This is a genomic window from Bacillus sp. AP50 (assembly GCF_040492675.1).
GTDB classification, from domain to species: Bacteria; Bacillota; Bacilli; order Bacillales; family Bacillaceae_G; genus Bacillus_A; species Bacillus_A cereus.
Genome location: NZ_JBEUTW010000189.1, coordinates 1 through 16,877 on the forward strand (window position 1 = coordinate 1; position 16,877 = coordinate 16,877).

Consider the following 16,877-nt stretch of genomic DNA (forward strand, 5'->3'; position numbering starts at 1 on the left):
AGCATATGGTATTATTGAAGATCCTTATGGCATACAAATCCAATTAATGTATGATAAACGACTAAACTAAATAATTAATCATATTCACATATTCCTAATAAAAAAGACACGAATTTCGTGTCTTTTTATTTTATAGAAATGACTCTACCTTTTTCACTGCTTTCAATCGCTAATTGAATCAGTTTAATAACATCTAAACCTTCTTTTGCTGTTACAGGTAGTTTCTCACCATTTAATATACTATCTCGCACACCTTTATAATAATTGTCATAACAACCGACTTCTGTTGGAATACGCTCTAAGTTTTCTTCTGTTTCTAAAGTAGCAAAATTCTCTTCATCGTCTACTCCATAACCGTTATCACCTGGCTTCATTCCATTTTTTAATTGCTCTTCCTGCGAATCCATACCGTACTTCACGATAGAACCTTTCTCTCCATGCACTATAAAATGCGGTCCAGCTTTTTTCACATAACTGCTACTACGTAAAATGACACGTTTAACTCCGTAATGAAGTACTATGTGGAAATAATCATCCACCTCTGCACCTGGTCGTTGTTTTATTACATCTGCACTTATCGCATCTGGTTTCCCGAATATTGATAACGCTTGGTCAATTAAATGCGACCCTAAATCGTATAATATACCGGAGCCTGGTAGATTTTTTTCTCTCCATCGATCACGTACATGTGGACGGAAACGATCAAAATTCGATTCATATGCGTATACATTCCCTACTCTGTTTTCTCCTAACAATTTCTTAATTGTTAAGAAATCATTATCAAAACGACGATTATGATATACGCTTAACATTACATTATGCTGCTCTGCTAATGAAATAAGCTTTTCCCCTTCTTCAATTGAGACAACAAATGGTTTTTCTACAACAACATGCTTACCGTTTAAAATTGCTTCTTTTACATATGGAAAATGAGTTGTATTAGGTGATGTAATAACAACTAAGTCAACATCAGCTCGCTTCACCAATTCATCAATTGTACTAACAACATTAGCATTTGGTAATGTTTCTTTTACTACCTCTTCTTTTGAGGATAATACAGCACGAATATCATATTCTTCTATCGTTTGTAATAGTGGGATATGAAATGTCGTACTAGAAAAACCAAATCCTACAATCCCTACACCTATTTTTTTCATGTTGCCCCTCCATTTGTCCCGCTTTAACAGGCAGTAAGATTCCTAACCAAAAATTCAGCGAAAGCTAAGGAATTAGGTGAGAAATCAACTGCTTGTTAAAGCCCGATTGGTTCAACTAATAATCAGTGTGGATAAAGAAAATCCCCATTGATTAAAGTTTCACTTTATGAGAACGATTTCATTCAGTTATTATAACAAGATTATTATTATTTACATAATAAATTGCCTAGAAAAAAGCATCTTGCTATTATTCATAGCAAGATGCCCTCTTTATTCTGGTCTTTTCTTCGTCCACGTTTCTACTACTTCACCAGTATCATTAACATCTAGCACTAGGCTACCATTACTATACCGGTCTTTATTTCGATACGCTTTCGGATCAATCTCTTCTACAATGTTTTTCTCTGTCTTCATGTAAACTAATTCATCGTCCCGAACAATTTCAATACCGACAATGCGGTACGGATTACGTTTTAATTCTTTGAAAATAACAAGACCTCGTTTCGCCCTCGTTGATTTTTCAATTTCTGATGCTTTTAGACGTTTTACAGCACCGCGCTGTGTTACGAGAATAAGTTGATCTTTGTCACCATTTAACGGTTTACCAGAAGCGACATAGTCATCTTCTTTTAAATTAATTGCTTTCACGCCAGCAGCTCTTACACCGACTGGACTTACTTCATCTTCATGGAAAATAAGTGCATATGCACCGTGTGTAGCAAGAACGATATCACTCGTTCCATCTGTCGCAAATATATCGACAACTTCATCATCTTTTTTCAAGTTTACAGCAACGAATGCCCTTGAATAACGCTGAACTTTATATTGATTTAATTCTGTTTTCTTTATCATACCATTTCTTGTTACAAATACGATAAATCGTTTTTCTTCCTCAAAGTTCGGTACAACCGTTGCCCAAATGATTGTTTCATCCCGGTCGAGTGAAACGATATTAGCAACGTGCTGACCTAAATCTTTCCAACGAATATCTGGCATTTCGTATACTGGCAGATATATATAGTTGCCTTTATTCGTAAATAAGAGGACTGTCTCTGTCGTATTCGTATCGAATCGTTCAAGTAAGATGTCACCCTCTTTCATACCGAAGTCTTTGCCATTTGAGGCATTATGTGAGCGCCATCCAGTACGTTTCACATATCCTTCTTTCGTTACAGTAACGATGACATCTTCTTGTGGGATCATCACTTCTACATCGATTTTAATTTCCTCGATTTGATCTTCAATAATTGCGCGTCGATCATCACTATATGTTTTCTTAACTCTCTTTAAATCTGTTTTAATTACTTGAAGTAATCTTTTTTCACTTTGTAAAATTGCCTGTAGCTCAATAATTTTCTTATTAAGCTCATCTGCTTCTTCTTGTAACGCCGTAATGTCTGTATTCGTTAAGCGATATAATTGCAAGGAAACAATTGCTTCTGCCTGTGCTTCTGTAAAGCCAAATTTTGCACTTAAATTATCTTTCGCGTTACGTTTATCTTTTGAAGCTCGAATTGTTTCAATTACTTGGTCTAAAATCGATAATGCTTTCTTTAAACCTTCTACAATATGTTGACGATTTTCTGCTTTTCTTAATTCATATTGCGAACGTCTCGTAATAACCTCTTTTTGATGTCCAATATAAGCATCTAAAATTTTCGGTAATGTCATAAGTGTTGGACGACGATTATTGATCGCTACCATATTAAAGTTATATGGAATTTGCAAATCTGTATTTTTATATAAATAATTTAAAATACCTTCGGCGTTTGCTTCTTTCTTTAATTCAACAACAATTCGTAAACCAGTACGATCTGTCTCATCACGCACTTCAGCAATACCATCTAACTTTTTATCTAGACGTAATTCATCCATTTTCTTTACAAGATTTGCCTTATTCACTTCGTAAGGAATTTCAGTGATTACAATTTGTTGTTTCCCACCGCGCACTGTTTCAACTTCTGCTTTTCCGCGAATAATAATTTTACCTTTACCTGTTTCATACGCCTTTTTAATACCATCAATCCCCTGAATAATACCGCCTGTTGGGAAATCTGGTCCTTTCATAACTGTTAATAAATCATCAACAGTACTATTTGGCTTATCAATACGCATCATTGTAGCATCAATAACTTCTCCAAGATGATGCGGAGGAATTTCTGTTGCATAACCAGCGGAAATCCCTGTAGATCCGTTCACTAATAAATTCGGGAACGCTGCTGGTAATACAACCGGTTCTTCACTCGTATCATCAAAGTTTGACACGAATTCAACTGTTTCTTTATCAAGATCACGTAATAATTCAGATGCGATTGGTGATAAACGAGCTTCCGTATAACGCATCGCTGCCGCTGGGTCCCCATCAACACTACCGTTATTACCATGCATTTCAACTAAAACATTACGTACTTTCCAAGTTTGGCTTAAGCGTACCATTGCTTCATATACAGAGGAATCTCCATGTGGATGATAATTACCGATAACATTACCTACTGTTTTAGCTGATTTACGAAACGCTTTATCATGTAAATTACCTTCTACATACATAGAATATAAAATACGTCTTTGTACTGGCTTTAAGCCATCACGTGCATCTGGAAGTGCACGATCTTGAATAATATATTTACTATAACGTGCAAAGCGATCACCTAACACGTCTTCAAGCGGGAGGTCATGAAACTTCTCTGCTTGCATGTTATTCCACCTCCGTCTCCATAATCATTTCATTTTCTAAAATATTTCCTTCTTCTTGCATACCAAACTGTACATTACGTTCAATCCATTTACGGCGCGGTTCTACTTTATCGCCCATTAATGTTGTAACGCGACGCTCTGCTCTTGCTGCATCATCAATTTTCACGCGAATTAATGTACGCGTTTCAGGATTCATTGTTGTTTCCCATAATTGATCCGCATTCATTTCACCAAGTCCTTTATAACGTTGTAACATATAGCCTTTTCCAACTTTTTTCGTTACACCGTCTAATTCCTCGTCTGACCAAGCGTATTCAATTACCTCACTCTTACCTTTTCCTTTACTTACTTTGTATAAAGGAGGAAGTGCGATAAACACTTTACCAGCTTCGATAAGTGGCTTCATATATCTGTAGAAGAACGTTAATAACAATACTTGAATATGAGCCCCATCCGTATCGGCATCGGTCATAATTACAACTTTATCGTAGTTAATATCTTCAACATCAAATTCATTTCCTACACCGCCGCCAATCGCATAAATGATTGTATTAATCTCTTCATTTTTAAAGATATCAGCAAGCTTTGCTTTTTCTGTATTAATTACTTTACCACGTAACGGTAATACGGCCTGGAAACGTCGGTCTCGTCCTTGTTTCGCAGAACCACCGGCAGAGTCACCCTCTACTAGGTACAGTTCATTTTTTTGCGGGTTACGTGATTGTGCAGGTGTTAATTTCCCGCTTAACGTACCTTCTGATTTTTTCTTTTTCTTACCACTACGCGCTTCTTCTCTTGCTTTACGGGCTGCTTCACGGGCTTGTGCTGCTTTAATTGCTTTTCTCACAAGAAGTGTAGCTACATCAGGATTTTCTTCTAAAAAGTATGCTAAATGCTCAGATACAATGGCATCAATTGAAGAACGCGCTTCACTTGTACCTAGTTTCCCTTTCGTTTGCCCTTCAAACTGAAGCACTTCTTCTGGTACACGTACCGAAACGATAGCCGCTACACCTTCACGAATATCTGTGCCTTCTAAGTTTTTATCTTTTTCTTTTAATAGTGCTACTTTACGAGCATACTCGTTAAACACACGCGTCATCGCTGTTTTAAATCCAGCTTCGTGTGTTCCACCATCTTTTGTACGTACGTTATTTACAAACGATAAAATGTTTTCTGAGTAGCCATCGTTAAATTGAAATGCTAGTTCTGCTTCAATTCCATTTTGTTCACCAGTGAAATATACAACTGGATGAATGGAATCTTTTTCTTCGTTTAAATATGAAACGAAAGCTTCAATTCCCGTTTCATAATGAAATACATCCTCTAAATCATTTCGTTCATCTTTTATTGAGATTTTCATTCCTTTTAATAAGAATGCAGATTCACGTAATCTCTCACATAATGTTTCATAATTATAATTTGTTGTGCTGAAAATCGTTGTATCTGGTTTGAAATGCATCGTAGTACCAGACTCTTTCGTCTTCCCGATTTTCTCAAGCGTCGTTACAGGAACACCGCCATTTTCAAAGCGTTGTTCGTAAATATTTCCGTCACGCTTAATCGTTACGACTAACCATTCTGATAAGGCATTTACAACCGATGCCCCAACACCGTGCAAACCACCACTCGTTTTGTAACCACCTTGACCAAACTTACCACCGGCATGAAGTACAGTTAAAATAACTTCAGGTGTAGGTTTCCCAAGTTTATGCATTCCCGTAGGCATTCCTCGCCCTTTATCTATAACGCTAATACTATTATCTTTATGTATTACGACTGAAATTTCGTCGCCAAATCCCGCTAACGCTTCGTCAACGGAGTTATCTACTATTTCATATACTAAATGATGCAATCCACGGCTGTCCGTGCTCCCGATATACATACCCGGGCGTTTTCGAACGGCTTCAAGTCCTTCTAACACTTGAATCGCATCTTCATTATATTGGAACTGATGCTTCGCCAAACTCCTTGCCCCTTTCCTAATCCAAAATCAGAACATATGTTTCTATTATAGAATAACGCCTCGACTATAGTTTTGGCAAGTTATCTTATCTCTTTTATATACCATTTTCAATAGAAAAATCCTTGTTTTCTCACAAGGATTCCTCTAGGCTACTATTTCAGAAAAATAATCGTTTGTCAACGAGAAATGGATATGTATTCCAAGATTACACATTCCAAACCTTTATTATGATCCAAATGATCAAGATCCAAAATGGGATTACAAATAACAACCCCCAAAAACAGCCTTTAAAAAATCTCATGATGAACACCTCGTTCATCGGCCCTACTTATCTATAATGAGGGCTGAATCAATCTTTCTACCTTTAAATCTATACTATTTTGTCATCGCATGTTCTACTTTAATACAACGATCCATTATTACAGTATAGTCTTTTTCTTTTAAAAATTTGTATGTATCCTCATCTTGTACTCCTAATTGTGCCCAAAAAACATCTGCATCAATCTCTACAAATTCTTTTGCAACATCCATTAAAAACTCTGAGCGACGAAATACATTTACTATGTCAACGTGTTCCTTAATATCCTTTAGTGAAGAAACTGCCTTTTCTCCAAGCACCTCATCTACTGTTGGATTAACTGGAATAATGCGGTATCCAGCATCTTGCATTGCTTTTGAAACCATATACGATGTACGTTCTGGCTTATCTGATAATCCAACAACCGCAATTGTTTTGCTTTTCTTTAACACTTCACCAATTTCCGTACGAGTTGGGTTTTCAATTGTCATAATTAATCCCTCCTATTCCTTTAGTATAGCCGATAAAGAAAGTCTCTTTCAATATGAAAGAGACTTTCTTTTATTTCGATTATTGATTCTTTGTAGCTGAATTATCTGCTAAAGTAGCCGATTTCGTCATTTTTTGACCGTTACGGTAGAATGTAACTTCTACTTTCTCGCCTACTTTTTTCTTTTCATATAAATATTTACGGAATTGAAGCGCATTCTCTACTTTTTGATTATCTAATGCTACTACAATATCATATTGCTCTAAACCAGCTTTTTCAGCCGGTGATATTGGGTAAATTTTACCTAATACAACACCATTCGTTACTTCTTTCGGTACTTTCAATTGATTGACTGCATAAGCTTGCACATCTTCTAATGAAACGACACCTACTCCAAGCGCTGGACGTTTCACTACTCCGTCTTTTTCAAGTGATTCAATAACTGGCTTTGCGATATTAATTGGAATAGCAAATCCAATTCCTTCAACTTCTTGTTGTGCAATTTTACTTGAATTAATCCCAATTATTTCACCATTTTGGTTAAATAATGCACCACCACTGTTACCAGGGTTAATCGCTGCATCTGTTTGAATAACTTGTGCTTGCCAATCTGGTCGTTTATCGCCATCAATATCAACTGGAATTTCACGTTCTTTACTACTGATTATACCTTCCGTTACACTTCCATCAAAACCTAGTGGGTTACCGATTGCAATTGCTTTTTCACCCGCGCGGATTTTACTTGAGTCACCTAAAGTTGCAACTTTATTCACATTAGCCCCGTCAATTTCAACAACAGCTAAGTCTAACCAAGGATCTTTCCCTACTAACTTTGCATCTACCTTTTTACCATCACTTAGTTTTACAGCAAGTTTATTTGCACCATCTACTACGTGGTTGTTTGTTACGATATATGCTTTATTCCCTGCTTTTTTATAAATAACACCTGATCCTGAACCAGCTTGTTGTTCTTGACCTGTCGGTTGCATTGCAAATGGATCAACACTTTGTTGCATATTAATAACACCTACAACAACATCTTTCGCCCCTTCAATCATACCAGGTAAATCAGTTTCATTTTTCGCTTTATTTACAACAGGAACTACAGTACCTTCTACTTTTGAATCCGAACTAAATGATGATACTGGCGCTCCATTATTTTGAGCCCATGGCATATATGGTGCTGCAAAACTAATCGAAACCGCTCCGACTACAGCCCCCACTAAACCTGTGAAGAAATAGCCTTTTTTACTACCTGATTTTCTCACTTCTCTCGTTTCACTATGCTCTTCATTTAAATTTGGTCCGTCGTAATATCCCATGTTTTATTTCCCCTCTCTGGTGAATTCGTATTTTCAGTATAGTCACGTTTTGTGTCCTTCTTGTGAACTCATCGTGAAATCTAATTAAAAAAATACTCCTATCTAACATTGTAGACAAAAAAAGTATTTTTTGTACATTCTACCTTCAAAAGAGAGTATAAAATCGCCATTTCCCTAGGCTAAATTACACAAATCGTTCTAGATTATTCTTCAAATTTATAACCAACTCGAATAACAGTACCGATATGCTTCGCTTTATCTCCTAGCTTATTTCGAAGTTTTTTAATATGGGTATCAACCGTTCTGTCATCACCGTAATAGTCATATCCCCATAACTGATCTAATAAATGTTGACGTGATAACACGATTCCTTTATTCTCCATTAAATACACAAGAAGTTCAAATTCTTTATGTGTCAATATAATTTCTTCTCCATCTACTAAAACAGTTCTAGATAGACGATTTACTTCTATTCCAGCTAAAGACATAGCATTTTCTTCCGCTACTCCTACCGCACCATCCGCACGTTTCAATAACGTCTTTGCGCGAGCTACTAATACTTTCGGGCTAAATGGTTTCGTTACATACTCGTCTGCACCTAATTCGAAACCTAGCAATGTATCATCCTCATCCGAACGTGCTGTCAACATAATAATTGGTACTGCTGATTCTTTTCTAATTCTTCTACAAACAGACCATCCATCTATTTCCGGTAACATAATATCTAACATAATTAAATCAATTTCATGCTCTGCAAATAACTCTAACGCTTTTTTTCCATCTTCTGCTTCGATTACTTCAAAGCCTTCATTACGAAAATAATCACTAACAATTTCACGTAATCTTCTTTCATCTTCAACAAGCAATACTGTTTTATTCATATAATCTATCCCGCCTTTTTACTCTTTCAATCGAATAATACGTTGATTGGAGCTTCCGCGAAATGGAAGTGTTAAATCTTTTTTCTCAATTTCAAACCTTCCATCGACTAAAACATCCCCATAATGTAACAACTCTATCATATCATTATTTTGAGAACTCTGTATCTCTTCTAACGTATAACCTGTATACATCCATAGGTTTTTTTTCAAATCTTTCACGATTTTTGCTACCTTTTTCACTTCAGCAGCTTGAAAAAATGGATCTCCACCTGAAAATGTTACATCAGTTAATGGATTACTTGCAATCTCTTTCACAATTTCTTCTACTGTCATTTCCGTTCCATTGCAAATATTCCACGATTTCGGATTATGGCAATCAACGCAACGATGCGGACAGCCCGCAAAAAACACGACTGTCCGCAATCCTTCTCCATCTACTACACTATCATGAATAATATTCATCACTTTCATTTATGTTTCACCCGATCTATCTCTTCACTACGTTTCGCACTATTCCACTTCGACATATCTCCTACAAGATAGCCTGTTATACGGCGAATTCTTTCTATATTAGCCTCATCTTTATTCCCGCAACTTGGACATTCATTCCCAATAACCCCGTGATAACTACAGCACTTACAACGGTCAACAGGATGATTAATTGAACCGTATCCAACGCCATGTTCTGCCATGGCTTGTACAATTTGTTTTAATGCCTTTTTGTTATGCATTGCTGCTCCATCTAGTTCAATATAAGTAATGTGTCCTCCATTACAGAGAGCATGGAACGGGCCTTCTAAACGGATTTTATTTATCGCTTGAATGTTATAATAAACTGGAATATGGAATGAATTCGTATAGTAATTATGGTTCGTTATACCATTAATTTCACCAAATTCTTCTCTATCTTTTTTCACAAACTTCCCTGATAATCCTTCTGCTGGAGTTGCAATTACTGAGAAATTCAGTTGATGTTCTTCTGTCGCTTTATCCATTCTATCTCTCATAAAGGAAATAATTTCATACCCAAGTTTCCATGATTCTCCATCTTCCCCATGATGCTTTCCTGTTAAAGCTACTAAACATTCCGCAAGACCGATAAAACCAATACTTAACGTCCCTTGTTTTAAAATCGAGGCTACGGAGTCTTCAGGCTGCAACGTTTCTCCACCACGCCATACACCTTGTGAATATAAAAACTGAAAATCTCTTGCTCGTTTCGTACATTGATACGCATATCTTTCTAATAGCTGCTTAATTCCTAAATCTAAATAATAGTTTAGCGCTTCAAAAAACGCTTCTTTTGAACCACTAATTAACGCTAATTTCACTAAATTAATAGACGTAAATGATAAATTCCCTCTACCAATCGCTGTTTCTTCTCCATGTATATTAGACATAACACGGGTACGACATCCCATGTAACATACTTCACTTTCTGGTCTTCCATCATAATGCACTGCATTAAACGGAGCATCTAAAAATGAAAAGTTAGGGAATAATCGCTCTGCGGTTGTCTCTAATGCTAATTCAAATAAATCGTAGTTCGGATCACTTTCTTCAAAATTCACACCTTTTTTCATCTTGAAAATTTGAATCGGAAAAATCGGTGTCTCTCCTTTACCAAGTCCAGCTTGTGTCGCTTTTAAAAGTTGTTTAATTAACATTCTTCCTTCTTTTGATGTATCTGTTCCGTAATTAATAGAAATAAACGGTACTTGTCCTCCGCCCCTACTATGCATACTATTCGAATTATGAACGAAAGCCTCACACGCTTGATACGTATCATTTTCCGTTTCTTTCCATGCGAATTCTTCTATTTGTTCTTTCGTAAGCGGATATGATTGTAATCGTTTTTTATGTCTCTCAATTGTTTTTCGTACATAAGGTGCTAAATCAATATCAAAGAGTGCAAACGATTGACCACCATGCTGCATATTTTGATTCGCTTGAAAAATAATAGACGAAAGAGCCAATGCACTTTTAATGTCTTGCGGTTGTCTCATATGTCCATGTCCAGTATGAAAACCGTTAGCAAGCATTTGTGCTAACGGAATTTGTGAACAAGTCGTCGTTCCTGTTGCATAAAAATCTAAATCATGTGGATATAATATATTTTCATTTATCGCTTTTTTCACTTGATCTGACAATAAATTCTCAACAGCATAATATTTTGCACTCTCAGATGCGAACGTTCCTATTACGCCCATTGGAGAGCGGCCGTCTACATTTGCATTTTCTTGCATCAAATCTTGTTCATTGCCGTGGACTATTGTCTCAAACACTTTCATTAATTCTTCTTCTCCACGTGTATTATTTTGTAACATTTATAACCCTCCACCAATATGTTGTTATCTTTTGATTAAAATGTTACTACATATAGTCTTACTGTTTCTGTGAGAAATGTAACATTACTGTGAAATTTTTTTCACGAAATAATGAATTTTTCATTTACAAAAAAGAAATGTGCTCTTTACAAATGTATGGTACAATATACGGGAAAAACTCTTTTTACCCTTTATCAACACATTTGAATAAAGGAGACTGAACTTATGGTTACTACATATCTTTTATTTATCGTTGCCTACTTACTTGGCTCGATTCCATTTGCACTAGTTGTTGGAAAAATCGGCTACGGAATCGATATTCGTGAGCACGGGAGCGGTAATCTAGGCGGAACAAACACATTCCGCACATTAGGGAAAAAAGCAGGTTTTACCGTTACAATTGCTGACATTTTAAAAGGGACATTAGCAACAAGTCTACCAATGATTTTCGGATTAGATATTCATCCACTATGGTTCGGGTTAGCGGCTGTTCTTGGACATGTCTATCCAATCTTCGCGAAATTCCGCGGTGGTAAAGCAGTTGCAACTTCTGCTGGGGTGCTATTATGCTATTCACCAGTTGTTTTTGCAATATTGGCTGTTGTATTTTTCACCCTTTTATTTACAACAAGATACGTATCACTTTCTTCTATGGTAACAGCAGTTGTTGCTGTTATTGCATCCATTGTTAGCGGGGATAAAATCTTCATTATTGCGATGTGTTTATTAGCAGGTATGGTTATTTATAAACACCGTGCAAATATCGGACGAATTATAAATAAAACTGAACCAAAAGCAAACTTTTCAAAAAAGCAAAAATAAGATCGTAACCCACATAACGCAAAAAGAAAACGTGAAGCATATTAATAGCGTCTTTTTGCGTTATTTTTTATACTAAAGAAAAAGCAACATAATTTGGAGGAACTATACATGAATCTTTCCGTAACAAAAGAAGCAGCACAATGGTATAAAAATGAATTAAACTTACAATCAAATGAAACACTACGCTTTTTCGTACAATACGGTGGTTGCAGTACTGTGCAAAAAGGACTTTCTTTAGGGATTCGTAAAGATGATCCTGCACATCCTGCTGTTCAAATTCAAGAAGAAGGTATTAACTTCTTTATTGAAGGCGATGATGAATGGTTCTTCGATGGACATAATTTATCTGTTACACTTAACGAAGGTGACGACTTCCCACAATTTAATTATGAAAAATAAAAAAACGTGGCTTCTGCCACGCTTTTTTATTTTTTCTTAATTTCCTCATATTTCGCATACCACTCAGGATATAACTTTTTAAATGATACAGGGCGGAACCCTTCTTTTTTCGCACAAATATTCGTCGTACTTGCAGTAATACAAAGTTCACCATCACCATTATATATTTCATATCCATATACAACGCGAAGTGGGCTCACAGTATCTACCCATGTTTTTACGATTGCTTTTTCTCCGTAACGCATCGCTTTACGGTATGAAATTTGTAAATCTAACACAGGAGAAATAATTCCTTCTTTCTCCATTTCAACATATGAAAAACCTAAATCTTGTATAAGTTTCGTGCGACCTAACTCAAGCCACACTAAGTAGTTTGAATGGTAAACAACACCCATTTGATCTGTTTCCGCATAACGGATTTCAACTTCATGTTCTGCTACAAACATATGTATATTCGCCTTCTTTCACTTCTGCTACCTTGCATACATTTAATCATAATACAGTGACATCAAAAATAAAATAAAAATAGTGAATCTTTTCCCGAAAGGAGCAAGCATATGATTCAAATTGTAACGGTTCGTAGCGGTGATAGCGTATATAGCTTGGCATCAAAATATGGATCAACACCTGACGAAATAGTAAAAGACAATGGACTAAATCCCGCTGAAACGCTCGTTGTTGGTCAGGCACTTATCGTTAATACGAAAGGAAATAATTATTATGTACAGCCTGGTGACAGCCTCTATCGGATTTCTCAAACATATAATGTCCCCCTCGCTAGTTTAGCTAAAGTTAATAATTTATCTTTAAAATCTATTCTCCATGTCGGACAACAATTATATGTACCAAAAGGCACAAAACGAGCTGTAGAATCCATCGCTTATTTACAACCTTCCACTATACCGATTAAAGAGAGTTTAGTTAATGCTACACGTGCCATCAATCCATTTTTAACATATTTAGCTTATTTTAGTTTTGAGGCAAAAAGAGATGGCACATTAAAAGAACCTACTGAAACAGCTAAAATTGCTAATATTGCAACGCAAGGGCAAACAATCCCTATGCTCGTTATTACAAATATTGAAAATGGTAATTTCAGTGCCGATCTAACATCGGTTATTTTACGCGACGCAACGATTCAAAACAAATTTATTACTAACATTTTGCAAACAGCTGAAAAATATGGCATGCGAGACATTCATTTCGATTTCGAGAGTGTAGCACCCGAAGACCGCGAGGCGTATAATCGCTTTTTACGAAATGTAAAAACACGCTTACCTAGCGGGTACACATTAAGCACAACTCTCGTACCGAAAACAAGTTCAAATCAAAAGGGAAAATTTTTCGAAGCCCATGATTATAAAGCGCAAGGGCAAATTGTTGATTTCGTCGTCATTATGACATATGACTGGGGTTGGCAGGGCGGGCCACCAATGGCAATCTCTCCTATCGGTCCTGTAAAAGAAGTACTTCAATACGCAAAATCTCAAATGCCTCCCCAAAAAATTATGATGGGGCAAAACTTATACGGATTCGATTGGAAACTTCCGTTCAAACAAGGGAATCCACCAGCAAAAGCAGTTAGCTCTGTCGCAGCTGTTGCACTTGCTCGTAAATATAATGTTCCTATCCGCTATGATTTCACAGCTCAAGCTCCACATTTTAATTACTTTGACGAAAATGGCGTACAACATGAAGTTTGGTTTGAAGATGCGAGGTCTATTCAAAGTAAATTCAATTTAATGAAAGAGCAGGGCATTGGCGGTATTAGTTATTGGAAGATTGGCTTGCCATTTCCACAAAATTGGCGTTTACTTGTTGAAAACTTTACGATTACGAAAAAGGGCTGACAAAAGTCAGCCCTTTTTGTACATTTTGTTAAGATTCATCTTTGATTTCACTTTTTAATGAGTCAATACTTTCTAAACGTCTTTGATTTTTTGCTTCAATAGCAGCACGATCTTTTTCATTAGAAAGTTCCGCTGTTTCTTTTGCTTCATTAAAGTTATCAACTGTATTTTGCACCATTTCTTGTAACTTTTCAGCGTTGTCACTTCGATTATCTGGATTTGGCATGTACTTCCCTCCTAATATTGTATATACACACCATCTTAAATTACCTATCTTTCCTCAAATTTATACATAAAAAAGGAGAATGTAATATTCTCCTTTTCTTTAACCATTATCAACAATCGGTTGTTTACCTGTTTGATCTTGCATTTGCTTTCCTTTATTTCCACCAGCTTTTTTTGATTGTGTTCCAATATGATTCGGTGCAAAGTCTTTTGAATTTTTTTTCGGATTACCCATTACTATCGCCTCCTTAACACTAGTATCGTACTAGTGTTAAGAATTATTCAGCTTGCTTAAAAAGTTTCATTTCATAACGTTTTTCAATGCGCTCTTCAATGCGATCAATTGCCTCACGATCGCTTAATAATTGTTGTTTATTTTCATTTACAAGTTCTTCAAACGATTTACGGCGACTTCTTCTCATGTTGTTCACCCTCTCTCCTTCGCTTTCTTATTACATAGTATGAGCAAACAAAAAACTCTTTAATCAGATTTGCAAGAAAATTTTATGTTTTAGTACTCCTAAAAAAACTCCGTGTACAATATATTGCACACGGAGTTTTTTATACCATAATATTTAAATACTCTTTCAACTTTTCATCTGCATTCATTTCATTTTCTTTATAATCATGAAGCGCCTGTAATACAAAATCATACTGCTCTAAAATATAACTTTCTAATTTCATAACATCCTCTAAGCTATTAAGCATAATTCTCGTATTACCAACTTCACTTTTTAACGCCGGTTCACATTTTAAACTTGTACATATTTCTTTCACATCTTCTTCTAATATCTCTGTTAATACATATTTCTTTCGCCCTTTTACCTTTAATCTCATAACTGGATAAAAAGCTTTTATATCTAAATAACTTCCTACGTTCATACAACGTAGCCATTCTACATTACGTTTATTACATGCAAGTATTTCTTTCACCGCTTCATATACCGCAGTTTCATCAAGCATAGCCTTATTTACTTTTCGTTTCCCTTCTTCTTCAATAGCTGCACACTTTTGATAAACAGCAGCACACGTAATGCAATCGTCAAATGCATTATGAGAGCTTAAACGAATTCCAAGCATTCGTTTTAACGTTTCAAGTTTATGATTAGGCGCATGCTTCATGTATTTCTTTGCTAAAAATACAGTATCAATTACTTTATTTTTAGGTTCAGGCAACCCAAGCATATTTACATTACTTTTCAAAAAGCGCATATCAAAAGAAGCATTATGGGCCACAATAACATTTGTATGTAAAAATGCTAAAAATAAAGGTAACACTTCTTCAATCGTCGGTGCATCTGAAACGCGATAATTAGTAATACCTGTTAAACTCGTTATTCGGTCCGGAATTGGCCGCTCTGGATTCACGTATGAAACAAATTGATCTACTAATTCATGATTACGATATTTCACTGCTGCAACTTGAATAATTTTATCATTATAAGGGTTAAATCCTGTTGTTTCAAAATCAATTACAACATAATCTAACGGTAAGGATACATTCCCCACTCCATACACTCCTTTATCTCTAAACGGTTATATTTCTTACATCATATCATGAAGTGATTACTACTTGAAAAAGAAAAGGCAGAAATGGGAACTCTCCATCTCTACCTTTTCACCATTATTTTAATTTAGCAACTCTTTTCTCCATCTCTTTTTGTGTCATCGGCCCAATAAACTTATCTTGAATGACACCTTTTGTATCTATAAAATACGAAGTTGGAATCGTAATTACTTTATAAGCTGTTGTCACATCAATGTTCTTGTCCAATAAAATAGGAAAAGTAATTCCTTTTTCTTTAGCAAAATTGCTTACCTTCTCTTCCCCCCCACCTTTTTCTGAAGGCGTATAATTGACCGCTAAAATTTCTACGTTCTCTTTATGTTCTTTATAGAAAGCCTCCATATCAGGCATTTCTTGCTGACATGGTCCACACCACGTAGCCCAAAAGTTTAAAATTACTTTCTTTCCTTTTAAATCCGATAACTTTACATTTGTCCCATCTAACTTCGTTAATGTAAAGTCCGGTGCACTCTTCCCTATCTCAATACCATTCCTTGCGATAATCTCTTTCATCGCAGCTTCACTTTTTTCTTGCTTCACTTTTACCGCCTGCTCTTTATGACCAAACTGTTCATAAGCTGCATATCCCGCTAAACAAAGTAACACTACAATAATCGTAAGCTTCCGCCACATTTTATATCACCCTAACGTATTATCTTCTTTTAACACATTCATCAAAATACTATATACCTTATTTTAGCTTATACGGACAAGCTTGGAAATATTCACATTCTAAATAATCAGAATTTTTATAACTAAGATGAAATATTTACCTTTTAATCATATAATTAGAAATACATAGAACATTTTACAATGAAAGGAGCTCTCATGAATTTATTTAAAAAAATACTTCTATATATTCTTAGTTTTATATTTTCC

17 protein-coding genes and 1 pseudogene are annotated in these 16,877 nt (G+C 35.7%); 4 read left to right on the plus strand and 14 right to left on the minus strand.

Translation table 11 applies throughout. From position 1 onward, the window contains the following. Window positions 1–70, plus strand: a pseudogene (locus ABWK52_RS15645) (VOC family protein); the annotation flags it as partial. Between the two features lie 55 nt (window positions 71–125). Here ABWK52_RS15645 and ABWK52_RS15650 read toward each other — a convergent pair. From ABWK52_RS15650 to ABWK52_RS15685, 8 genes are all read right to left on the minus strand, one after another. Beyond that, a complete protein-coding gene (locus tag ABWK52_RS15650) occupies window positions 126–1,157 on the minus strand; it encodes an oxidoreductase (protein WP_000719773.1) in 1,032 nt (343 codons plus the stop codon). Window positions 1,158–1,427: 270 nt separating this feature from the next. Next, window positions 1,428–3,851 carry a DNA topoisomerase IV subunit A gene (gene parC / locus ABWK52_RS15655; protein ID WP_098542277.1) on the minus strand — a complete coding sequence of 808 codons (2,424 nt, stop codon included), beginning with the start codon at window positions 3,849–3,851 and terminating at the stop codon, window positions 1,428–1,430. Window position 3,852: 1 nt separating this feature from the next. Beyond that, window positions 3,853–5,817, minus strand: coding sequence for a DNA topoisomerase IV subunit B (parE, locus tag ABWK52_RS15660; RefSeq protein ID WP_001062202.1), 1,965 nt, complete (start codon window positions 5,815–5,817; stop codon window positions 3,853–3,855). A gap of 375 nt (window positions 5,818–6,192) precedes the next feature. Next, complete coding sequence (locus ABWK52_RS15665; protein WP_000151387.1) at window positions 6,193–6,606, minus strand: CoA-binding protein; 414 nt, start codon at window positions 6,604–6,606, stop codon at window positions 6,193–6,195. Between the two features lie 79 nt (window positions 6,607–6,685). Beyond that, window positions 6,686–7,927, minus strand: a complete 1,242-nt coding sequence (locus ABWK52_RS15670) for a S1C family serine protease (RefSeq protein ID WP_000542641.1) — start codon at window positions 7,925–7,927, stop codon at window positions 6,686–6,688. A 203-nt stretch (window positions 7,928–8,130) separates the two neighbouring features. Beyond that, window positions 8,131–8,808, minus strand: coding sequence for a response regulator transcription factor (locus tag ABWK52_RS15675; protein ID WP_001044679.1), 678 nt, complete (start codon window positions 8,806–8,808; stop codon window positions 8,131–8,133). Window positions 8,809–8,826: 18 nt separating this feature from the next. Continuing rightward, complete coding sequence (gene nrdG, locus ABWK52_RS15680; RefSeq protein ID WP_000867072.1) at window positions 8,827–9,279, minus strand: anaerobic ribonucleoside-triphosphate reductase activating protein; 453 nt, start codon at window positions 9,277–9,279, stop codon at window positions 8,827–8,829. Further along, window positions 9,276–11,135: an anaerobic ribonucleoside triphosphate reductase gene (locus ABWK52_RS15685; protein WP_098542273.1), complete on the minus strand. Its 1,860-nt coding sequence runs from the start codon at window positions 11,133–11,135 to the stop codon at window positions 9,276–9,278. The genes nrdG and ABWK52_RS15685 overlap by 4 nt, the downstream gene beginning before the upstream one ends. A 225-nt stretch (window positions 11,136–11,360) precedes the next feature. Here ABWK52_RS15685 and plsY point away from each other — a divergent pair, with 225 nt between their 5' ends. Together plsY and ABWK52_RS15695 are read left to right on the plus strand one after the other, a co-directional pair. After that, complete coding sequence (plsY, locus tag ABWK52_RS15690) at window positions 11,361–11,957, plus strand: glycerol-3-phosphate 1-O-acyltransferase PlsY (protein ID WP_000258974.1); 597 nt, start codon at window positions 11,361–11,363, stop codon at window positions 11,955–11,957. Between the two features lie 108 nt (window positions 11,958–12,065). Further along, on the plus strand, window positions 12,066–12,356 hold the full coding sequence (locus tag ABWK52_RS15695) for a HesB/YadR/YfhF family protein (protein WP_001054453.1): 291 nt from the start codon (window positions 12,066–12,068) through the stop codon (window positions 12,354–12,356). Between the two features lie 26 nt (window positions 12,357–12,382). On the opposite strand, the gene ABWK52_RS15700 is transcribed toward ABWK52_RS15695, so the two are convergent. After that, window positions 12,383–12,802, minus strand: a complete 420-nt coding sequence (locus ABWK52_RS15700; RefSeq protein ID WP_000495812.1) for an acyl-CoA thioesterase — start codon at window positions 12,800–12,802, stop codon at window positions 12,383–12,385. A gap of 111 nt (window positions 12,803–12,913) precedes the next feature. Between ABWK52_RS15700 and ABWK52_RS15705 the strand changes: the two genes are divergently transcribed. Continuing rightward, entirely contained in the window at window positions 12,914–14,206 is a 1,293-nt protein-coding gene (locus tag ABWK52_RS15705) for a glycosyl hydrolase family 18 protein (protein WP_000614862.1), read from the plus strand. Window positions 14,207–14,234: 28 nt separating this feature from the next. Here ABWK52_RS15705 and tlp read toward each other — a convergent pair whose 3' ends face one another. From tlp to ABWK52_RS15730, 5 genes are all read right to left on the minus strand, one after another. Further along, entirely contained in the window at window positions 14,235–14,432 is a 198-nt protein-coding gene (gene tlp, locus ABWK52_RS15710) for a small acid-soluble spore protein Tlp (RefSeq protein ID WP_001133511.1), read from the minus strand. A gap of 99 nt (window positions 14,433–14,531) precedes the next feature. Beyond that, window positions 14,532–14,666 (minus strand): acid-soluble spore protein SspN, encoded by a 135-nt coding sequence (gene sspN, locus ABWK52_RS15715; protein WP_000527987.1) that lies wholly within the window; start codon window positions 14,664–14,666, stop codon window positions 14,532–14,534. Between the two features lie 43 nt (window positions 14,667–14,709). Further along, window positions 14,710–14,853, minus strand: coding sequence for an FbpB family small basic protein (locus ABWK52_RS15720; protein ID WP_001254703.1), 144 nt, complete (start codon window positions 14,851–14,853; stop codon window positions 14,710–14,712). 139 nt (window positions 14,854–14,992) lie between these two features. Continuing rightward, window positions 14,993–15,940: a 3'-5' exonuclease gene (locus tag ABWK52_RS15725; RefSeq protein ID WP_000528755.1), complete on the minus strand. Its 948-nt coding sequence runs from the start codon at window positions 15,938–15,940 to the stop codon at window positions 14,993–14,995. Window positions 15,941–16,055: 115 nt separating this feature from the next. Further along, a complete protein-coding gene (locus tag ABWK52_RS15730) occupies window positions 16,056–16,631 on the minus strand; it encodes a redoxin domain-containing protein (protein WP_000269054.1) in 576 nt (191 codons plus the stop codon). Window positions 16,632–16,877: the final 246 nt, after the last annotated feature.